Source organism: Limnobacter sp. G6BE5S (genome assembly GCF_058448965.1).
Genome location: NZ_JBZFLM010000004.1, coordinates 208,402 through 225,557 on the forward strand (window position 1 = coordinate 208,402; position 17,156 = coordinate 225,557).

Annotated in this window: 14 protein-coding genes and 1 tRNA gene; 8 read left to right on the top strand and 7 right to left on the bottom strand. The window is 52.0% G+C overall.

The window, feature by feature from the left end:
- The first annotated feature begins 54 nt into the window (after positions 1 to 54).
- Together ACVL1J_RS08960 and ACVL1J_RS08965 are read left to right on the top strand one after the other, a co-directional pair.
- Positions 55 to 1,095 carry a putative solute-binding protein gene (locus tag ACVL1J_RS08960; protein ID WP_341236582.1) on the top strand — a complete coding sequence of 347 codons (1,041 nt, stop codon included), beginning with the start codon at positions 55 to 57 and terminating at the stop codon, positions 1,093 to 1,095.
- 132 nt (positions 1,096 to 1,227) lie between these two features.
- Entirely contained in the window at positions 1,228 to 3,954 is a 2,727-nt protein-coding gene (locus ACVL1J_RS08965) for a TRAP transporter large permease subunit (RefSeq protein WP_491665303.1), read from the top strand.
- Positions 3,955 to 4,010: 56 nt separating this feature from the next.
- Here ACVL1J_RS08965 and ACVL1J_RS08970 read toward each other — a convergent pair.
- Positions 4,011 to 4,085: transfer RNA gene (locus ACVL1J_RS08970), tRNA-Arg, on the bottom strand.
- Between the two features lie 220 nt (positions 4,086 to 4,305).
- Here ACVL1J_RS08970 and ACVL1J_RS08975 point away from each other — a divergent pair.
- The 4 genes from ACVL1J_RS08975 (at position 4,306) to ACVL1J_RS08990 (ending at position 6,913) form a co-directional block, all read left to right on the top strand.
- The gene (locus tag ACVL1J_RS08975; RefSeq protein ID WP_159570729.1) at positions 4,306 to 4,911 is read left to right on the top strand and encodes an RNA polymerase sigma factor; all 606 of its coding nucleotides are present in this window, start codon (positions 4,306 to 4,308) and stop codon (positions 4,909 to 4,911) included.
- A gap of 79 nt (positions 4,912 to 4,990) precedes the next feature.
- The gene (locus tag ACVL1J_RS08980; protein WP_341236584.1) at positions 4,991 to 6,325 is read left to right on the top strand and encodes a sigma 54-interacting transcriptional regulator; all 1,335 of its coding nucleotides are present in this window, start codon (positions 4,991 to 4,993) and stop codon (positions 6,323 to 6,325) included.
- A gap of 25 nt (positions 6,326 to 6,350) precedes the next feature.
- On the top strand, positions 6,351 to 6,560 hold the full coding sequence (locus ACVL1J_RS08985) for a hypothetical protein (RefSeq protein ID WP_341236585.1): 210 nt from the start codon (positions 6,351 to 6,353) through the stop codon (positions 6,558 to 6,560).
- Positions 6,561 to 6,574: 14 nt separating this feature from the next.
- Positions 6,575 to 6,913, top strand: coding sequence for a hypothetical protein (locus tag ACVL1J_RS08990; protein ID WP_159570720.1), 339 nt, complete (start codon positions 6,575 to 6,577; stop codon positions 6,911 to 6,913).
- Positions 6,914 to 6,918: 5 nt separating this feature from the next.
- On the opposite strand, the gene ACVL1J_RS08995 is transcribed toward ACVL1J_RS08990, so the two are convergent.
- Together ACVL1J_RS08995 and ACVL1J_RS09000 are read right to left on the bottom strand one after the other, a co-directional pair.
- The gene (locus ACVL1J_RS08995) at positions 6,919 to 7,350 is read right to left on the bottom strand and encodes a hypothetical protein (RefSeq protein ID WP_491665304.1); all 432 of its coding nucleotides are present in this window, start codon (positions 7,348 to 7,350) and stop codon (positions 6,919 to 6,921) included.
- Complete coding sequence (locus ACVL1J_RS09000) at positions 7,350 to 7,925, bottom strand: RNA polymerase sigma factor (protein ID WP_159570716.1); 576 nt, start codon at positions 7,923 to 7,925, stop codon at positions 7,350 to 7,352. Before ACVL1J_RS09000 ends, ACVL1J_RS08995 begins: the two co-directional genes overlap by 1 nt.
- A gap of 288 nt (positions 7,926 to 8,213) precedes the next feature.
- Here ACVL1J_RS09000 and ACVL1J_RS09005 point away from each other — a divergent pair, with 288 nt between their 5' ends.
- Positions 8,214 to 10,175: a DNA topoisomerase IV subunit B gene (locus ACVL1J_RS09005; RefSeq protein ID WP_159570713.1), complete on the top strand. Its 1,962-nt coding sequence runs from the start codon at positions 8,214 to 8,216 to the stop codon at positions 10,173 to 10,175.
- 12 nt (positions 10,176 to 10,187) lie between these two features.
- Here the strand turns inward: ACVL1J_RS09005 and ACVL1J_RS09010 are convergent, their stop codons facing one another.
- From ACVL1J_RS09010 to lexA, 4 genes are read right to left on the bottom strand one after another with little or no spacing between them, the layout of a single operon-like run.
- Positions 10,188 to 13,340: an error-prone DNA polymerase gene (locus ACVL1J_RS09010; RefSeq protein ID WP_341236588.1), complete on the bottom strand. Its 3,153-nt coding sequence runs from the start codon at positions 13,338 to 13,340 to the stop codon at positions 10,188 to 10,190.
- The gene (locus ACVL1J_RS09015) at positions 13,337 to 14,710 is read right to left on the bottom strand and encodes a DNA polymerase Y subunit UmuC family protein (RefSeq protein ID WP_341236589.1); all 1,374 of its coding nucleotides are present in this window, start codon (positions 14,708 to 14,710) and stop codon (positions 13,337 to 13,339) included. Before ACVL1J_RS09015 ends, ACVL1J_RS09010 begins: the two co-directional genes overlap by 4 nt.
- Positions 14,634 to 15,383 (bottom strand): translesion DNA synthesis-associated protein ImuA, encoded by a 750-nt coding sequence (imuA, locus tag ACVL1J_RS09020; protein ID WP_491665305.1) that lies wholly within the window; start codon positions 15,381 to 15,383, stop codon positions 14,634 to 14,636. The genes ACVL1J_RS09015 and imuA overlap by 77 nt, the downstream gene beginning before the upstream one ends.
- A gap of 39 nt (positions 15,384 to 15,422) precedes the next feature.
- Positions 15,423 to 16,085 carry a transcriptional repressor LexA gene (gene lexA / locus ACVL1J_RS09025; protein ID WP_159570701.1) on the bottom strand — a complete coding sequence of 221 codons (663 nt, stop codon included), beginning with the start codon at positions 16,083 to 16,085 and terminating at the stop codon, positions 15,423 to 15,425.
- 299 nt (positions 16,086 to 16,384) lie between these two features.
- On the opposite strand from lexA, the gene yaaA reads away from it, so the two are divergent.
- Complete coding sequence (gene yaaA / locus ACVL1J_RS09030; RefSeq protein ID WP_341236642.1) at positions 16,385 to 17,155, top strand: peroxide stress protein YaaA; 771 nt, start codon at positions 16,385 to 16,387, stop codon at positions 17,153 to 17,155.
- The last annotated feature ends 1 nt before the right edge of the window (position 17,156 follow it).

Below are 17,156 nucleotides of genomic sequence, written 5' to 3' on the forward strand. Positions count from 1 at the left end.
TTCTCTAGCAAAAAATCCCGGGTTCGCAAAAACACAATTTTGGGAGACCAGACAATGAAGTTGAAAATCAAAGCAATCACCGCCGGCTTGGGCTTGGCCTTGATGGCATCCGCATCACCGGCCTTGGCCAAACAGAAAGTTTGTGTATTCGACATTCTGGGCGCAGGCGGCGACGTATTTAACCTGAGCAAAGACTACGTGTTGGCAGCCAAAGGTTTCGGTGCCGACCTGGAGCTGGAAGCGTTTACTGACGAGAAAATCGCCTCTGAGAACTTCAAAACAGGCCAGTGCGATATGTTGGTAGCAACCTCGTTTCGCACGCGTGCTTACAACTCGGTTGCTGGTTCAATCGATGCATTGGGTGCGGCCTCTGTTGTGAAAGACGGTAAGGTAGACATGCCTTTGAGCTATGAAGTGGTCAAGCGCACCATTCAACTGTTCGCGACTGAAAAAGCAGATGCGTTGATGACTCAGGGCAACTATCAAGTGGCCGGTATCATTCCTTTCGGCGCTGCATACCTGTATGTAAAAAGCCGTGACATCAACTCAGTTGAAAAGCTGGCTGGCAAGAAGATCGCCTCGTTTGACTACGACTCTGCCCAAAAGGAAATGATTTCCAAGGTAGGTGCGTCTCCTGTTTCAGCCGATATTTCCAACTTCGGTGCCAAATTCAACAATGGTTCTGTCGACATTATTGCTGCGCCCGCCGCCGCTTATAAACCGCTTGAGCTTTACAAAGGCTTGGGCAGCGCAGGCGCAATTGTTCGCTTCCCGGTGGCTGTCTTGACCTATCAGGTCATCGTGAACAAGAGCAAGTTCCCCGAGGGTTTTGCCCAGAAATCTCGTGACTACTGGTTCAAGAAATTCCCTGCAGGCATGCAAATCATTACCAATGCTGAGAAGGGTATCCCCAACGCAGCGTGGATGGATATTCCTGCTGCCGACTCTGTGAAATACACTATTTTGCTGCGTGAATCACGCGTGGCGTTGGCCAAAGGCGGTTCATACGATCCCAAGGCCTTGAATATCATGAAGCAGATTCGTTGTAGCGTGAACCGCGCTGACTCCGAGTGCGCAACCAAGACCGAGCTGTAATCGATCCAGGGCGGGGCTTATTCCCGCCTGTTTGCCTTTGCAGTAATGGGGGCTTGCCGTTGCCCCCTTTTTATTACTTTTAATTCGCTATTTGATCAGCCAACTCAAAGTTGGCGCTGATAAGGATCCGTTATGCAGAGTTCCGCCGGCAAGAAATGGATGGGTCGCACACCGTCCGAGTGGTTATCCAGCCTACCGATTTTCTCCCTGTTGTTACTCACCCTGATTATTGGTACGGGTGAAATGGTGCACGGTCAGCTCTTGCGGCTAGGCGAGCGCATGTTCGGCGATCCTGAAAATCAGGTTCAATACTTTTTGCTGCGTGCAGATCCTTCAGCACCCACCTGCGAAGCCAATCCCGACATTGACGCGCTTGTGACCAAACAGGTCGCCGATGCAGAGAGTGCACCGAAGTCTGATCTGGATTTGTTATTCGGTGATGTCGCTGTTGACCCCAACGAGATTCGAGCTTCTTTGGAAGCCGCCCGTGATCAATGCCGCGAGCGATTTGCTGTATATGAAAGGGTGAGCAAAGCCATCACACCCGAAGTCGAGGTGTTTCGAGAAGTTGAAACCGGCTTTTTTGGCATTTTCAAGTTCGGTACTGAAAACCGTCCCCTGATTTTGTTGATCATGGTCGCAATTGCTGCCATTTCAACCACCAAGCAGTTCCACCACATCAGTTTGCGTCCACCACGCACCAAGAAAGACTTCCAGGTCTCTTCGTTGGCCATGCTGGGTGCAAACCTGTTGATGACCATTTCAGCCACCTATTACCTGAAGCTTCAATACGACTCGGGTGTGGCGGTTGAAAATCCGCTGATCAGTATTATTGCGATTGCCCTGTTTGCCAGCCTGTCGTTCATCAGTCTGAAAGACGTGCTGAAAATTCCAGCACAGGCTGAAGAGGGCGGAAGCTACGGCATGGGCCTGTTGAGTATCCCGCTGTATGCATTCATGGCCTTGAATGCGGGTATCAACTTTTTCATGGACGACTACATTGCTGGTTTGGCCATTTACTTTGGCCAGATCACCGAGTTGTCGAGCATTTTCCTGAACCTGGCGCTCTATCTGTGGGCCGGTATGTTGCTCAAGCAGACCCGTGTGGTGTCCTTGTTCATGGACATTCTCAAGCCCTGGAAGCTTCCGCCTGAAATATTCACCTGGATTGTGTTGCTCGCAGCGGCCATTCCAACCGCCTACACAGGCGCCTCCGGTGTGTTCGTGATCGCCGCCGGTGCGATTGTTTATCGGGAAGTGCTTGCCTCTGGCGCACGCCGTCCATTTGCATTGGCCGCAACAGCCATGTCGGGCTCGCTCGGTGTGGTGCTTCGCCCCTGTTTGCTGATTGTGGTAATTGCCGCATTGAACAAGGAAGTGACCACCAGTGAACTGTATGGCTGGGGTCTGTTCGTGTTCATATTGACTTCGACTATCTTCATGTTGATCGCGCTGCTAAAAGCAGAAGGGCGTGTCACTGAACGTGCCAAGGCGAAGGAAGCACTGCCACAATCCCTGCGAGCATTGGTACCCGTATCGCCTTACATTGTGATCGTGATGCTGGTGGTATTTGGTTATGAATATTTGCTGGACACCAAACTGGATGAGTTCACAGCGCCCGTGATGCTGCCTGTGATCATGCTGTTCGTGATTATTTTCGACAAGCTGCGCGGCGGCCCCACCAAAGTAGGTGGTGATACGCCAGCAGACAAGAAGAAAAACCAGGGTCTGGAAATGGCGGTGCGCAGTGCCACCTCTGAGACCATTGGTCACATTGGTGCCCTGATCATGTTGATGGCTTTGTCCATTAGCGTGGGCGGCATGATTGAACGTTCTGGCTTGATGAGCATTGTTCCTGCCGAAATGGCCAGCATTTGGGGTGCATTGACGCTATTCATGATCATGATGGTATTCATCGGCATGGTGATGGATCCATTCGGCGCGGTTATTCTTGTGTCGGCCACAGTGGCGCCAATTGCCTACAGCAATGGCATACACCCGGTCCACTTCTGGATGATCGTCATTACAGCGTTCGAGTTGGGTTATCTCTCGCCGCCGGTGGCATTGAACCAACTGCTCACTCGCCAGGTCGTGGGTGAGGCTGAAATGGACAAGGTTGCCGACGAAGTGAAAGGCAAGCCGTTCTACTACAGGTACGAACGCTGGTTGCTGCCCGTGTACACCTTGTTCATTGGTTTGCTCATCGTGACCTATGGTGGTCAAGCCTTGATCAACAATGCCGATAACTTGAGGCCAGTCAGTCATTTCCTGGGACTTGACCAACTTCGCCCGGCAGTACTTGACCAATCGCCCGCACCGGCTGCTGCACCTGCACCCGTTGCAGAACCTGCTGTAGACCCCGCAATTGATCCAGCAGCAGATACCTTGCTGGATCCTGCGTTGCCGCCTGCGGACGATTTGTTGAACGGTGAAATGCCTGCTGCAAGCGACCCCATGGCAGCTGCAGCACCCGCAGCACCTGTGGCGGCACCCGCAGCACCTGCTGGCCCCAGCCCGGTTCAGCTGCAAATTGAAGTGACAGAAGCAGTGAGCAATTGGGCTGCAGCTTGGAGTGCCCGCGATGTGGAGGGTTACCTCAGCTTTTATTCTGCCAACTTCGAGCTGCCTGGTGCACTAAGCCGTTCACAGTGGGAAAGCCAGCGCCGCGCCCGAATTGCCAACAAGTCGAATATTGAGGTTGACATCAGCAACCTGAATATTCAAATCAATGGCGAAGAAGCCACTGCAGAGTTTGATCAGGCCTACAAAGCTGACAAGTATTCTGACAACGTGCGCAAAACTTTGCGATTGAAGAAAGAAGATGGTCGCTGGAAGATTCTGACTGAGCAAGCCAGCTAATTTATTTGCCGTTCAATTGAAAAAGCCCCTGACTTGTCAGGGGCTTTTTTTATGCCTGGTCTCGCGGACAGGAATCGAACCTGTATCTAAGCCTTAGGAGGGCCTCGTACTATCCATTGTACTACCGCGAGATGAGCGCATTTTACACCGCATCTGCCGTCAGCCTGAGCCCGACCGGGTTCTGATTTAGAGATTTTGGATCATATTGAGTACGGAATTTATAAAAAATCAAAGAACTTACAAGAGCTAATCAATAAATACACCATGAAATCAGGCATTTGAAAATTACCTGTCCCTGGCATGCACACTGCACAACGCTTGTTACCACACACAAGCAAATAGAGGCAGGCCATGGAACAAATCGCAAACGTTCAACAGTTCGAAATCACCGTGTCGGGTATTGATGAAAGCACACCCGCACCGCTGAACGCAGCACAACTTTGCACGCTTGAAGCCTTGTTGAAATCGCAGCGATCGCGCTTGACCCATTTTGTTCGCAAGCACCTTCGCCGGGAGGATTATGTGGATGATCTTATCCAGCAAACGCACATGGCCGCGTTTCGCAACTGGGCCCGTTTTCGTGGCGACTCCAAACCCGAGACATGGCTGTTTGGCATTGCACTGAACCTGGTGAAAAACTTTCGCTACCGCGACACCAGTTTTCGGTTTCAAGGCGACGATTTCGATGAGCAGATCAGCATGATTCCCGCCGATTCAATCTGCGAGCCCGAAGAGTCCTTGATGCGCCAGGAGCGCATGGAAACCCTGAAGTCGGCGATTGATCAACTTCCGGGCAAAATGCAAACAGTGGTGCAGCTTGTTTTGCTCGAGGGTTTTACTTATCAGGACGCCGCACTTGAGCTGGATTTGCCCATTGGTACGGTTCGGTCCCGATTGTCTCGTGCAAGGGACATGCTTCGGGTGGAGGTGATGGCGCAGTCAGAATCACAGCATTGACTAATCCCAAGGGGTGATTCATTTGGCGTAAGCAGCCCTCACAATAAATATTGTTCAATTTATTGTGCCAAGGCTACAAATGACCGAGTTGATCCTTTGCATTGAATCGCAAGAACTTAAAAGCCGACTTCGTGCAGCAGCTTTGTTGATGCAGGCCAGTGTTCATGAATTGTCACTTGCTGAATTGATGGCCAAGCGCAACCTGCCCGCACACTGGTTGTTGGTGGACCATGGGCTGGAAGCAATTGGTGATTTAATCGAGCATTTCAAGGCACAGGGGCGTAATCCGGAAACCCAGATCATCCGGTTTATTGAAACACCCTGGCAAGAGTACGTTTATCACGACATTCCTATTTTTGCTTCGATCGTTCACCCCGCCAACCCATTGGCTGCCATGCAAGTACTGGAAAAGCTGACACGCACCAAGCCGTTCAGATCAGACCGAAAACCATTTCATACCAATCATCCCGGGCCTTACAGCGAGGAGTTCGTGCGTTCACAGCCCATGCGCCATGCGGTATCCCAGCTTCAACGATTAAAGCAACTGCCTGTTGATACTGTACTTTTGGGGCCAACAGGCGCTGGCAAAGACACCGCAGCACGCTGGTTACATTCGCAGTCTGGCGTGAAGGGGGAGTTTGTTCACGTCAACTGTGCAGCGCTGCCAGAACAACTTTTCGAGGCCGAGGTATTTGGCGTGATGGCAGGTGCTTTTACCGGAGCCCTAAAAGACAGACCCGGCAAACTGGAACAGGCGCACAATGGCACGCTGTATCTGGATGAAATGGACAGCCTGCCTTTGTCCTGTCAGGCCAAGTTATTAAATGCCTTGCAGTATCGCGGGGCCACGCGCCTGGGTGGGCAAACATCTTACAGCGCTGCATTCAGGGTCATTGCCTCCACCAAAGCCAGTCTGGAAACTTTGGTGGCGCAGGGGAAGTTTCGGGAAGATCTGCATTTTCGACTCAGCGTATCTCAGGTGCGCATTCCCGCCTTGGCTGAACGACTTGAAGACATCATTCCCTTGTATCGGCATTTTCTTGGTGAAGTGGCTACACAATTCAAACTCGGGGTGCCCGATCTTGAGCATGACGATATTGATGAACTCTTGAGCAAACCCTGGCCGGGGAATGTACGGGAGTTGCACGCGTTTGCACAACGTCATGTCATCGGCCTGGGTACACCTTCTTGCATGGCCGTTGGCGTTGAGCCCGCAACGGGTTTGAAGCAGCGGCTGCTGGCATTTGAAAAGGCAGTGTTGATTCAAACACTTCACGCTCATCAGGGGTGCGTGCGTCTTGCCAGCGAAAGTCTCGGCATACCTGTTCATTCCTTGTACTACCGCATGAAACGCTTCGATATTCTTGAGAAAGTCGGGAACCCTTTGGCTGGCAAAGCCACTCAATTTTCATGAAACTAAGTTTATTGGCATCTTGCAAATGATTAATCCCAATACCCCGTCAATTCAGGCTGGTGCAGTCAATGCGGCAAACTCCGTTGGCTCGGTCGCGCGCAACACCTTCAAATCCATTCTTTCCGAGCTGAATACGCGCCCCCTGAAACCCCTTGCCATGCAGCGTTTTGCGGGCCTTACTTCGCCCCGCAGTCTTGCACAACAAGTTCACAGCGATACCGCTGGTGTCGTGTAGGGCCCGGTTTATTCATGTCGCCTGGCGCTTCCGGAAACTGGTTCTTGATTGATCAGCAGGCTGTTGAGGGCTTGGGGCATGGCGAATTGTTGCAATCCTCTTCTTGCCCCTCCGATTTCCAAGCCACGCTTGTCTTGAACAGCTATGAAAGTAATTGCCTTCGTAACTGGCTTTCGCAACGTTGGCGAGCAAAGTCTCTCGAGCAAACCTGTGTTTACGAGGCTGAGCATTCGACCTTGCTAATATCCATGGCCATGTCTGCAATCAATCTGCTTGCTGCCAGGGAAAAATTCGAAGCTTGGCTGCAAGCGGTTTTACTTGATCAACTTAGTGCGGCGCAAAGTCGGGATTGAATACGCTACGTTGCGCTTTTATTCTGGAAGTAGGTTTGTTTGTAGGCAAATGCCACATGAACAAATCCCTGAAATTGAGTCATAACAATGTCGTTGTTCTCACTCACAATTTCCAGGCACAGCCGCAAACAGTTGTCGTGGTGTGAAATTGCAATGGATACGCCAGCGGGCATGTCGTCTTTCAGCGCGCCGAACAAGGCCGAGGCCAATTTGATCTGGTTTTCCTGAACTTGAAGCGATTTCCCCAGGCTGAATACTCTCGCGCTTACTCGGCAATCTGAGCCGCTCAAGTGTTGCAATTCAACTGTGAAATTCTTTTCAAAATCGATTCGATAACCGTCTGTGGCCGCACATTGCTCGGTGTCGCTGGGACTCATTCCCAAAGACTCCAGAATTTTGTTGAGTGCCCCATATCGGGTCGACAAATTTGCGTTCATTAGTCCATGTACAAATCGTAGATTGATTTCAATTGCGCACGTGATCTTGAAATGCGTGACCGCACGGTGCCAATTGGAATGCCTAGAATGTCAGCCGCTTCCTGGTAAGAATTGCCATGCTGAACGACCAGAATCAAGGTCTCACGCAGGTCGTTGGGTAAATTTCCAATGGCCGATTCCAGTTTGATGCTGAACTCGTTTTTCATGCAGTGCTGCATGGGGTCTGAGCCTTCTGCCTGTTCCAGTTCAAGGTCTTCATCCGAGGTGAAGTGAAATTTGTACTGTGGCGAGCGGCGGGCCGTGTTTCGAATAATGTTCAGTGCAATGCCGAACAGCCAGGTGGCTCTTTTTGCGTCTCCCCGAAAACTGTCCCAGCAGCAGTAAGCCTCAATCAGGGTTTGTTGGAACACATCTTCAACTGCATTTTCATCACGAAAATGTTTGATGATGAAGTTGCGTAACCGCTTTTCCTGCTTGGCCACCAACAACTCGAACTCCGAGCGGGTTGTTTCCAGATTCGCCCTCGAGCACCTTTGAATTGCGGTGATCTTTAACTTGGGGGCAATCGGTTTCATGTCGAGCCTCTCTACTTGAAACGGAAGTGGAATCATGGTCGGCCTTGGCAAATGGTTTAAATAACGCCACAGCGTATCAAGGCTGCAAAAAGTCCGAATGAGGTGTCACCATGGATAGGGGGTGGGGTGACATGCTGCTTTATTAGCCTTAAAAAGTGTGCTAACCACGCGCTACAAATTTCCTATCTTGATCATGAGTGCTGGCACAGCCGCAGATGGTTCCAGTACGGCCCGAAATGGGCTGAAATTATTGGTATCATCAAGCGGTCATTGAACTATCAGGTTGTCATGAGCCAGTACCAAGAATCGTCCATCCGTGTCCTTAAGGGGCTAGAGCCAGTCAAGCAGCGCCCTGGCATGTACACCCGCACCGACTGCCCCTTGCACATTATTCAAGAGGTAATCGACAACGCGGCTGATGAAGCCTTAGGTGGTTTTGGTTCAAGAATTACGGTCACCGTTCACACCGATGGCAGTGTGTCGGTGCAAGACGAAGGGCGGGGCATCCCGATCGGCCTTCATCCTGAAGAACAAGTACCCGTAATCGAGCTGGTGTTTACCCGCTTGCATGCAGGTGGCAAGTTTAATAAGGCCGATGGCGGTGCCTACCGGTTTTCCGGTGGTCTGCATGGTGTAGGTGTTTCTGTCACCAACGCCTTGTCTACCCGGCTTGAAGTGAGCGCTGTGCGCGACAAGCAGGTGGGCATACTGGTGTTCAGCGGTGGCGATGTGATCGAGCCCCTGAAAGTACGTCCCCAAGCCAGCGGCGATCCAAAAAAGGGAACCACGGTGCGCGTGTGGCCCGATCCCCAGTACTTTGACTCAGCTGTGCTGCCTCTCAATGAAATGGATCGCTTGCTGAGAAGCAAGGCGGTGTTGCTCAAGGGCGTGGAAGTTGTACTCGTGACCGAGAAAACCGGTGAAGCCAAACGCTGGAAGTTTGAGGATGGTTTGAGTGGCTTTTTGCGCGAGGAGTTGCTGGACCGTGAACTGGTCGCCCCCATGTTCAGTGGCGACCTGAACGTGGATGTGCTGCGCGACGAAGGTTTCGCTGAAGGCGAGGGCGCAGCCTGGGCCTTGGCCTTTGTGGCCGAAGGTGCGCCTGTGCGTGAAAGTTATGTCAACCTGATTCCAACTTCTGCCGGGGGTACCCATGAATCGGGCCTGCGCGAGGCTGTGTTCCAGGCCATCAAGGCATTCTGCGAAATGCATTCGCTCATGCCCAAGGGCATTAAATTGATGCCTGATGACATATTTTCCAAGGCCAACTTTGTGCTGTCAGCCAAGGTGCTCGACCCGCAATTCCAAGGTCAAATCAAGGAACGCTTGAACAGCCGCGATGCAGTGCGTTTGGTGTCCTCACTGGTGAAGCCTGCGTTCGAGTTGTGGTTGAACCAGCATGTGGAAGACGGCAAAAAAATTGCTGAACTGGCCATTAAACAAGCGCAAGCCCGTTCGCGTGCAGCGCAAAAAGTTGAAAAACGAAAAAGCTCTTCGGTGGCCATTTTGCCGGGCAAGTTAACCGATTGTGAAAGCACTGACATTACTTTGAACGAAGTATTCCTGGTCGAGGGCGATTCCGCCGGTGGCTCTGCAAAAATGGGGCGCGACAAAGAATTTCAAGCGGTGTTGCCTTTGCGCGGCAAGGTGCTCAATGCCTGGGAAACCGACAAAGACCGCCTGTTTGCCAATCAGGAAATTCACGACATTGCAGTGGCCATTGGTGTAGACCCCCATGGTGTGAACGACAACCCCGACTTGAGCGGTTTGCGTTACGGCAAAATTTGTATTCTTTCCGATGCCGATGTGGACGGTTCGCACATTCAGGTGTTGCTGCTCACCTTGTTCTACAAACATTTCCCTGCGCTCATTCGCAGCCAGAATTTGTATGTGGCTCGCCCGCCGTTATTCCGCGTGGATGTGCCTGCACAGGGCAAGAAGCCTGCACGCAAACTGTATTGTCTGGACGAAGCCGAGCTTTACGCCGTGCAAGACAAGCTGGGCAAGGAAGGTGTGAAAGAGGCGAACATCAAGATTTCCCGCTTCAAGGGTTTGGGCGAAATGAATGCGGAGCAACTTTGGGAAACCACTTTGAACCCAGACACGCGCCGTTTGTTGCCGGTTACTTTGGGCAGCCTCGATGTAGACCAAACCAACGCCATGATGCACATGTTGATGGGACGCACTGAAAGTGGTGCACGCCGCATCTGGCTGGAAGACAAAGGCAATTTGGTTGAAGTGGATATCTGATTTGTCCCCGGTCTATTTGAAATCGCGAGAAGGTGTTTGTAGTTGCGCAAGCAGGTGGGTGTAGTCCACCAGCCTGCGTGCTACCAAATTACATACTTCGCCTTCGCGCTGCCATATGCCAAATACGCCCATGATTTGCGCATTGCGTAACACTTGCCGCTGTTCCTCTGCCAGGCTGTTCCACACAATGACATTCACATTGCCTGTTTCATCTTCAAGGTTTAAAAACACGGTGCCATGCGCAGTGGCCGGGCGTTGCCGGTGCGTCACAATGCCGCAGGCACGCGCCAATCGGCCGTTCGGGTAGGTGCGCAATTCTTCAACCTGCCTTATTTTGTAAGGTGCCAGTTGCTTGCGCAAAAATGAAATAGGGTGGTGTTGAAGGCTTGCACCGGTTGCGCGGTAATCAGCCAGCATGTCTTCCAGTTCGCTGGCCTTTGGCAATGCAAGCGGTGTTTCATTGCTTCGGGTGTGGGTCAGCAAGTCTGGGTTTCTTGCGCCATCTCGAAAGCCATTTGTTTCGGTTGCTGCAGTTTGCCACACAGCTTGGCGGCGGTGCCCGGCCAGTTGTTCCAGCGCATTGGCGTCGGCCAGCGCAAGCAGGTCAGCGCGGTCAAGCTGTGCGCGTTTGGTCAGGTCTTCCACACTTTCAAACAGGCCTTGTTCACGGGTTCGAACAATGCGCAAAGCAGCATCGTTTTTCAGGCCATTCACACGGTTCAGGCCCAAGCGAACAGGGAGCAAGGTGCCGTTGCAACTGTCCAGCCGGGTTTCCAGCCGGGTTTCAAACGCACTGCATTGCACATCCACGGGCAATACTTTCACCCCGTGCCTTTGCGCATCCTGAATCAGTTGCGAAGGTGCATAAAAACCCATGGGTTGAGCGTTGAGCAAGCCACACAAAAATGCATCCGGGTGGTGGCATTTCAGCCAGGCCGACGCATACACCAGCATCGCGAAACTGGCTGCATGGCTTTCCGGAAAGCCATATTCGCCAAAGCCTTCCATTTGCCTGAAAATACTTTCGGCAAACTCGCGGGTGTAGCCGCGTTCTACCATGCCACCCACCACACGTTCATAGAAATGGTGCAGGCCACCCTTGCGCTTCCAGGCTGCCATGCCGCGGCGCAGCGCATCGGCCTCGCCCGGTGTAAAGCCTGCAGCCAAAATGGCCACCTGCATCACTTGTTCCTGAAAAATTGGCACACCCTCGGTGCGACCCAGTGCCTCTTTCAAGGCATCCGAGGGGTAGTTCACTGCCTCCAGGCCTTGCCTGCGTTTTAAGAACGGGTGAACCATGCCGCCTTGAATGGGGCCGGGTCGCACAATGGCCACCTGAATTACCAGGTCGTAATATTCGCGGGGTTGCAGGCGTGGCAGCATGCCCATTTGTGCGCGGCTTTCTATTTGAAACACACCCACAGTGTCGGCCTTGCACATCATGTCGTAAGCTGCGCGGTCTTCAGGCGGTATGGCTTGCAGGGTTTGGGGGGCGCCCCGCTTTTTGTGCAGTTCGTCCAGTGTCATGCGGATGGCGCTCAGCATTCCCAGCGCCAATACATCCACTTTCATCAGGCCCATGGCATCCAGGTCGTCTTTGTCCCACTGAATCACACTGCGGTCTGGCATGGATGCATTTTCAACCGGCACCAGTTCAGTCAGGCTGTCGCGCGCAATCACAAAGCCACCTGTGTGTTGCGACAAATGCCGCGGAAAACCCAATAGTTCATCAGCCAAATGCACGCAATGTTGAATCGTGGTTTGACGCACATCAATTCCCGCCTGCACCATGTGGTCGACACGCATGCTGCGGCTGTAACCGCCATCTTGTGACTTGGCCAATTGCTCAATCACGTCAGTGGCCAATCCCAGTGCTTTTCCCACATCTCGCAGTGCCGAGCGGGGCCGGTACACCACTACACTGGCGGCCAATGCGGCCCGGTCACGACCATATTTTTTGTATATGTATTGAATCACTTCTTCGCGGCGTGTGTGTTCAAAGTCCACGTCGATGTCGGGTGGCTCGTTGCGTTCGCGGCTAATAAAACGCTCAAACAGCACCGCCATTTTGTCGGGGTTTACTTCAGTAATGTGCAGGCAATAACACACCACGGAATTGGCGGCAGATCCACGTCCCTGGCACAAAATATTGCGCGAACGCGCAAAGCGAACAATGTCGTGAACGGTTAAAAAGTAAGCCTCAAATTTCAGTTCTTCAATCAGCGTCAATTCATGTTCAATCTGTTTTCGAACTTTTGCGGGTACTGCGTTGCTGTAGCGCTGCATCGCACCTTGCTCTACAAGCAGGCGCAAGTACTCTGTGGGCTCCAGGCCTTCGGGGCTGATTTCACGGGGGTACTGGTAGCGCAATTCATCGAGCGAAAACACACATTGCGCCGCCAGTGTCGTGGTTTGCTCAAGCAAGGTGTGCGGGTAAGTTTGGGCAAGTACCTGCAAGGGTTGCAGGCAACGTTGCGCATTCGTTTCCAGAAAGGGTCTGGCCTCGTTCAGGCTGCAGTTCAGCCGAATGGCAGTGAGCACATCGTGCAGGTTTTTTCGTTCGCTTGAATGCATCACAGGCAAATTGCTGGCCATTAATTCGACATGGTGCAAGTGGGCCAAAGTTTGCAAGTGCAGCAACCATGCTTTGTCAAACCCCCTGTGCTGCAAATTGCACACCAAGTGCATTCGGCCAGTGAAGCGTTTGGCGCACCAACTTAGCAGTGCAGCCAAGTTTTCTTTGTTGCGCTCATCGGGTAGCAGCAATAAATGCAGTCCGGGTGGAATGTCGGCAAGGTCTTCGCGGGTAAACAGGTAATCGCCTTTGAATGCACGGCTGCGTGCCTGTGTAATCAGCCGGCACAAGTGGGTGTAACCCGTTTTATTTTTCACAACCAGGGCAATGCGCTGGCCAGCAAATTGACTGCTGTGTGCAAACAGAAATTGCGCACCCACCAGCAGTTGTATGCCGCTTTCTTTGGCGGCCTGGTGTGCGCGAACAATGCCCGCAAGCGAACATTCATCGGCAATGCCAATGGCGCTGTAACCCAGTAGTTTCGCCTGTTGAACCAGTTCTTCGGGGTGCGATGCACTTTTTAAAAAACTGAAATTGCTCAATGCCAGTGGTTCCGCAAAGCGGATCGGATTTTCCATGGTTTTAGTCATGCAAAGTAACCGTGTAAAAACCAGCGTGTGTTGTCTTCAAGCAGGTCTTGGTACAGCCACACCAAACTCGAGTTGCTGTCGCGTGCGCAATAGTAATCGCGCTTGCAAGGTTGGGCATCCCACCAGCCAAACTCAACACGCTCAGGGCCACTGAGCAACTGCCAAGGGCCACCGGCTTGCCAGCTTGGGGTTTTACCTTGCAAGGGTTTGGGCTGTGGCAACAACCACAAAGGCCTTGGCGCACTGCAGGGCAAGGTGGCGTTGTTCAGTTCAGGGGTGTGTGTTTTATCGCCTTTTTTAAAGGCAATACTTGAATTTTTAATTAAGGGGACAGGCTGCAACACAACGCTGTATTCCGGTCTTGGGTCGCTTTCAGTGGCTGCAAACAACACGGTTTGTTCGCCCAGGCGCGCGCGCAGAACATCGCAGGTATTGTCCCAATTGTGCAAGCTTTTCCCTGGATCGGGTAAAAAACTGGTGTTTATATTGGGCAGCAATTCACTGTGCGCGCACTGTACCCGCAGGTTGCGTATGTCATCTTCAAATTGCATTCGCCCCAGTTGGTGGTGCAGCAGCCGTTTCCAGGTATCAAGGCAGTCGGTGGGCTGCGCACTTCGAAGGCGCAAAATTTCTTCACCATGCGCATGCTTGAAGGACCACTGCAATTCACGTGCACCATGTTTTTGCTGCTTTAACCAGCGGCACACTGCTTGAAGCAGGGTTTGTGCGTGGTGCTCAATCAGGTCTAGCCTGTCGCTGTGAAACGGCAATTCCGTTTCTTGTTCAAAGGTGTTGGCAGGTGTGTGGCTAACCGCGCCTGGTGCCAATTTGTTTTGAACGCCAAAGCCTGAATCAAGTTCTGCCAGTGCCTGCGCGCCAAAGCGTTTTAAAAACCCGTCGCGCGGCAAACGCCACAAATCACCAATGCGATTAAAGCCGCATTGTTGCCAGGTGGTTTGTAACTTTAAATCGCAATCCAGTGCATGTGTTGGCAGGGACAACAAGCTGTTGTCATTGAAACTCAGCATGGCCAGAAAGTCACTTTCAGTGTGCGCAGGCGCACATTTACCAAGCCACCAAGCCCCAGTGGCGGTGTGGTGGTTGGCCAGTTGCAGTTCACCAGGAAACTCTTCTGCGCTTTGCCACAATTGCGAAAGCAAAGCCTGTGCACCACCAAACAGCCTGAAGCTGCTGTGCACTTCAACCAACCACCCCGCATATTCATGGTGTTGGTCTTGTCGCCAACACACCATCGGGCTGTAATGTGCTGCCAATTCAAACAGTGAATTGGCGTCAAACTGAGGTGTAGTTTCCTGTGGCTTGCAGGGTTGTTTGAAAGTTTGTTTGTAACTCAGGGCGATCCAGCGCACGAACAAGCTCCTGTGAGTGCGGGGTGTCGGGTAAAGCACCTTGCGGTTTGGGTAAATCAATCAATACTGCTTGTTCCAGCACAGGGCCCCTGCGTTTGATCAAATGCACGCGCAAGCTGTTGGGGCTTTGCGCGGTCAGGCACAAACGCAGCGAAGCCGGGGAGGGCTGAATTTGTGCCCGAATAGGGCGAAATACAAAACTTAAACCTTGTGAGCGTGTGGCCTGGTATTGCAAGCGGCGTAATACGGTGGGGCTGCACAATGCTTTTTCCTCGGGTAACCACATGAAAAGCGCACCAAATGAATCGCTTTGAAGTACTTGTTCAATCGCCCAAAGCCGATCTTGAGGTTTGTCGGTTTGAATTAAATGGACTTGGTTTAAAGCCACACCGAACTGTTCAAATACGGGTGTAAGTGGAAGCAGTGGCGCGCCAATCAGCACCAGTTTTTTTTGTTCTAGCGAAAGCTTGCGTAACACGGGGATCAGAAAGCGAAGCTCGCCGATGCCGTGGTGTTTCAACAGCAGTTCAATCAGGTTTCGGGTGGGCCAGCCACCCCCTGGCAATTGTTGATCCAGGGCAGCAAAGCCGCTAGGTATGCGTACGCTGGTGTTGCTGGCTAGCTGATGGGCGCGCCAAACGCCAGGGTGAATGTTGGCAAGATCAGACGACACAACAACCCCCGACATTGCTCTTGGTGCAATGACTGCTTTTTAGTGCAACTGGCCCTGGCGGATCAAACCAACAGCCAAACCTTCAATTGCGAATGTTTCTGTTCGCAAGTCGACTTCAATGGGGGCGAAATCGCTGTTTTCAGCTTGCAGCTCAACCACATGGCCTTTCTGAAAAAAACGTTTCACGGTGACATCGTCGTTCACACGCGCAACCACCACCTGACCTGCGCGTGCGGTGCTTGCTTTTTTTACTGCCAACAAGTCGCCATCCATAATTCCGATGTCTTTCATGGACATGCCACGTACTTTCAGCAGGTAATCGGGCTTGTCGGGAAAGAGCGATGGATCAACCGGAATTTGTTTTTCCACGTGTTCTTGCGCAAGAATCGGGCTGCCTGCTGCAACACGGCCAATTAGCGGCAGTTGCATGAAATGCTCGAATGCACGTTCGGCTGCCTTGCTGGCGGTTTCTTCCAAACCTTCAGCATATTCACCCAGCAGGCGAATGCCGCGCGAGGTGCTGGCATCGAGCGCGATGACGTTTTTCTTGGCCAAAGCCTGTAAGTGATCTTCTGCCGCGTTGGCAGAGCGAAAGCCCAATTGCCGTGCAATTTCAGCACGGGTTGGGGGGCGGCCAAATTGCGCGATTTGATCGCGAATCAGATCCAGAATTTCTTGTTGACGAGCAGTTAAACCTTTCATGGCACCAATCTCGAATTGACATGCTGTGATTATATACAGTAAATCAAAACTTGCCAACACATTTGCTTGAATCCATTTGTGCATATGACAGGTAATACATTCATCTTCGGGAGAGACAGCCTGGGAGACACGGCCAGAAGCGGAGCGACAATGTCGCATCCGCGGCCAACCTCAAAAAAACCAGTGTCTCGCATACCTTGTCTTGGGTATTTTTCCCGGCTTCACACCACCCTGTCCCTGAATCACCTGCCAGATCCTGCGATAATAAACCCGTAGTAACAACCAGGTGATGCATGTCCATGCTTGTAGTTCTTTCTCCCGCAAAATCGCTCGATTACGAAACACCCTTGTCCGTTTCAACCAGCACGCAGCCCCAATTTGTTGAGCAGGCAGCCGAGTTGGTGAACATTCTTCGCCCTATGAGTCCGGCTGATATTTCCAAACTCATGTCAGTTTCTGACAAGTTGGGGGTGCTTAACGCAACGCGTTACAGCGAATGGTCAACCAAGTTCACCAAGAAAAATTCGCGGCCTGCATTGCTGGCGTTCAATGGCGATGTGTATGATGGTTTTGATGCCAAAACCCTGGACGAAGATGGACTGGCCTTTGCCCAAAAGCATGTGCGTATTTTGTCGGGTTTGTACGGCATTCTTCGCCCGCTCGATTTAATGCAACCTTATCGGCTTGAAATGGGCACCAAGCTGCCCAATTCGGCAGGCAGAGATTTGTACGCATACTGGAAGCAAACTGTGGCGCCCGCTTTGAACAAAGAGCTCGGCAAAAAAGACCCGGTGCTGGTGAACCTGGCTTCGGATGAATATTTCAAGTCGGTCGATACCAAGGCTTTGAATGCACGTGTGGTACAGCCTGCCTTTCAAGACTATAAAAATGGTCAGTACAAAATCATTAGCTTCTTTGCAAAAAAGGCCCGCGGCCTGATGGCCCGTCACATTGTTGATCAACGCATCACTGATGTAGAGCAACTGAAAAAATTCAAGGTCGCCGGTTATTCTTTTGCAGCCAAAGAATCCACTGAAAACACTTGGGTGTTTCGCCGCAAGGAAGCCTGAT

Bases quoted from the DNA above. Each gene is read 5' to 3' on its own strand.
- ACVL1J_RS08960 (WP_341236582.1), top strand. From the start codon at position 55: ATGAAGTTGAAAATCAAAGCAATCACCGCCGGCTTGGGCTTGGCCTTG.
- ACVL1J_RS08965 (WP_491665303.1), top strand. From the start codon at position 1,228: ATGCAGAGTTCCGCCGGCAAGAAATGGATGGGTCGCACACCGTCCGAG.
- ACVL1J_RS08975 (WP_159570729.1), top strand. From the start codon at position 4,306: ATGGAACAAATCGCAAACGTTCAACAGTTCGAAATCACCGTGTCGGGT.
- ACVL1J_RS08980 (WP_341236584.1), top strand. From the start codon at position 4,991: ATGACCGAGTTGATCCTTTGCATTGAATCGCAAGAACTTAAAAGCCGA.
- ACVL1J_RS08985 (WP_341236585.1), top strand. From the start codon at position 6,351: ATGATTAATCCCAATACCCCGTCAATTCAGGCTGGTGCAGTCAATGCG.
- ACVL1J_RS08990 (WP_159570720.1), top strand. From the start codon at position 6,575: ATGTCGCCTGGCGCTTCCGGAAACTGGTTCTTGATTGATCAGCAGGCT.
- ACVL1J_RS08995 (WP_491665304.1), bottom strand. From the start codon at position 7,350: ATGAACGCAAATTTGTCGACCCGATATGGGGCACTCAACAAAATTCTG.
- ACVL1J_RS09000 (WP_159570716.1), bottom strand. From the start codon at position 7,925: ATGAAACCGATTGCCCCCAAGTTAAAGATCACCGCAATTCAAAGGTGC.
- ACVL1J_RS09005 (WP_159570713.1), top strand. From the start codon at position 8,214: ATGAGCCAGTACCAAGAATCGTCCATCCGTGTCCTTAAGGGGCTAGAG.
- ACVL1J_RS09010 (WP_341236588.1), bottom strand. From the start codon at position 13,340: ATGACTAAAACCATGGAAAATCCGATCCGCTTTGCGGAACCACTGGCA.
- lexA (WP_159570701.1), bottom strand. From the start codon at position 16,085: ATGAAAGGTTTAACTGCTCGTCAACAAGAAATTCTGGATCTGATTCGC.
- yaaA (WP_341236642.1), top strand. From the start codon at position 16,385: ATGCTTGTAGTTCTTTCTCCCGCAAAATCGCTCGATTACGAAACACCC.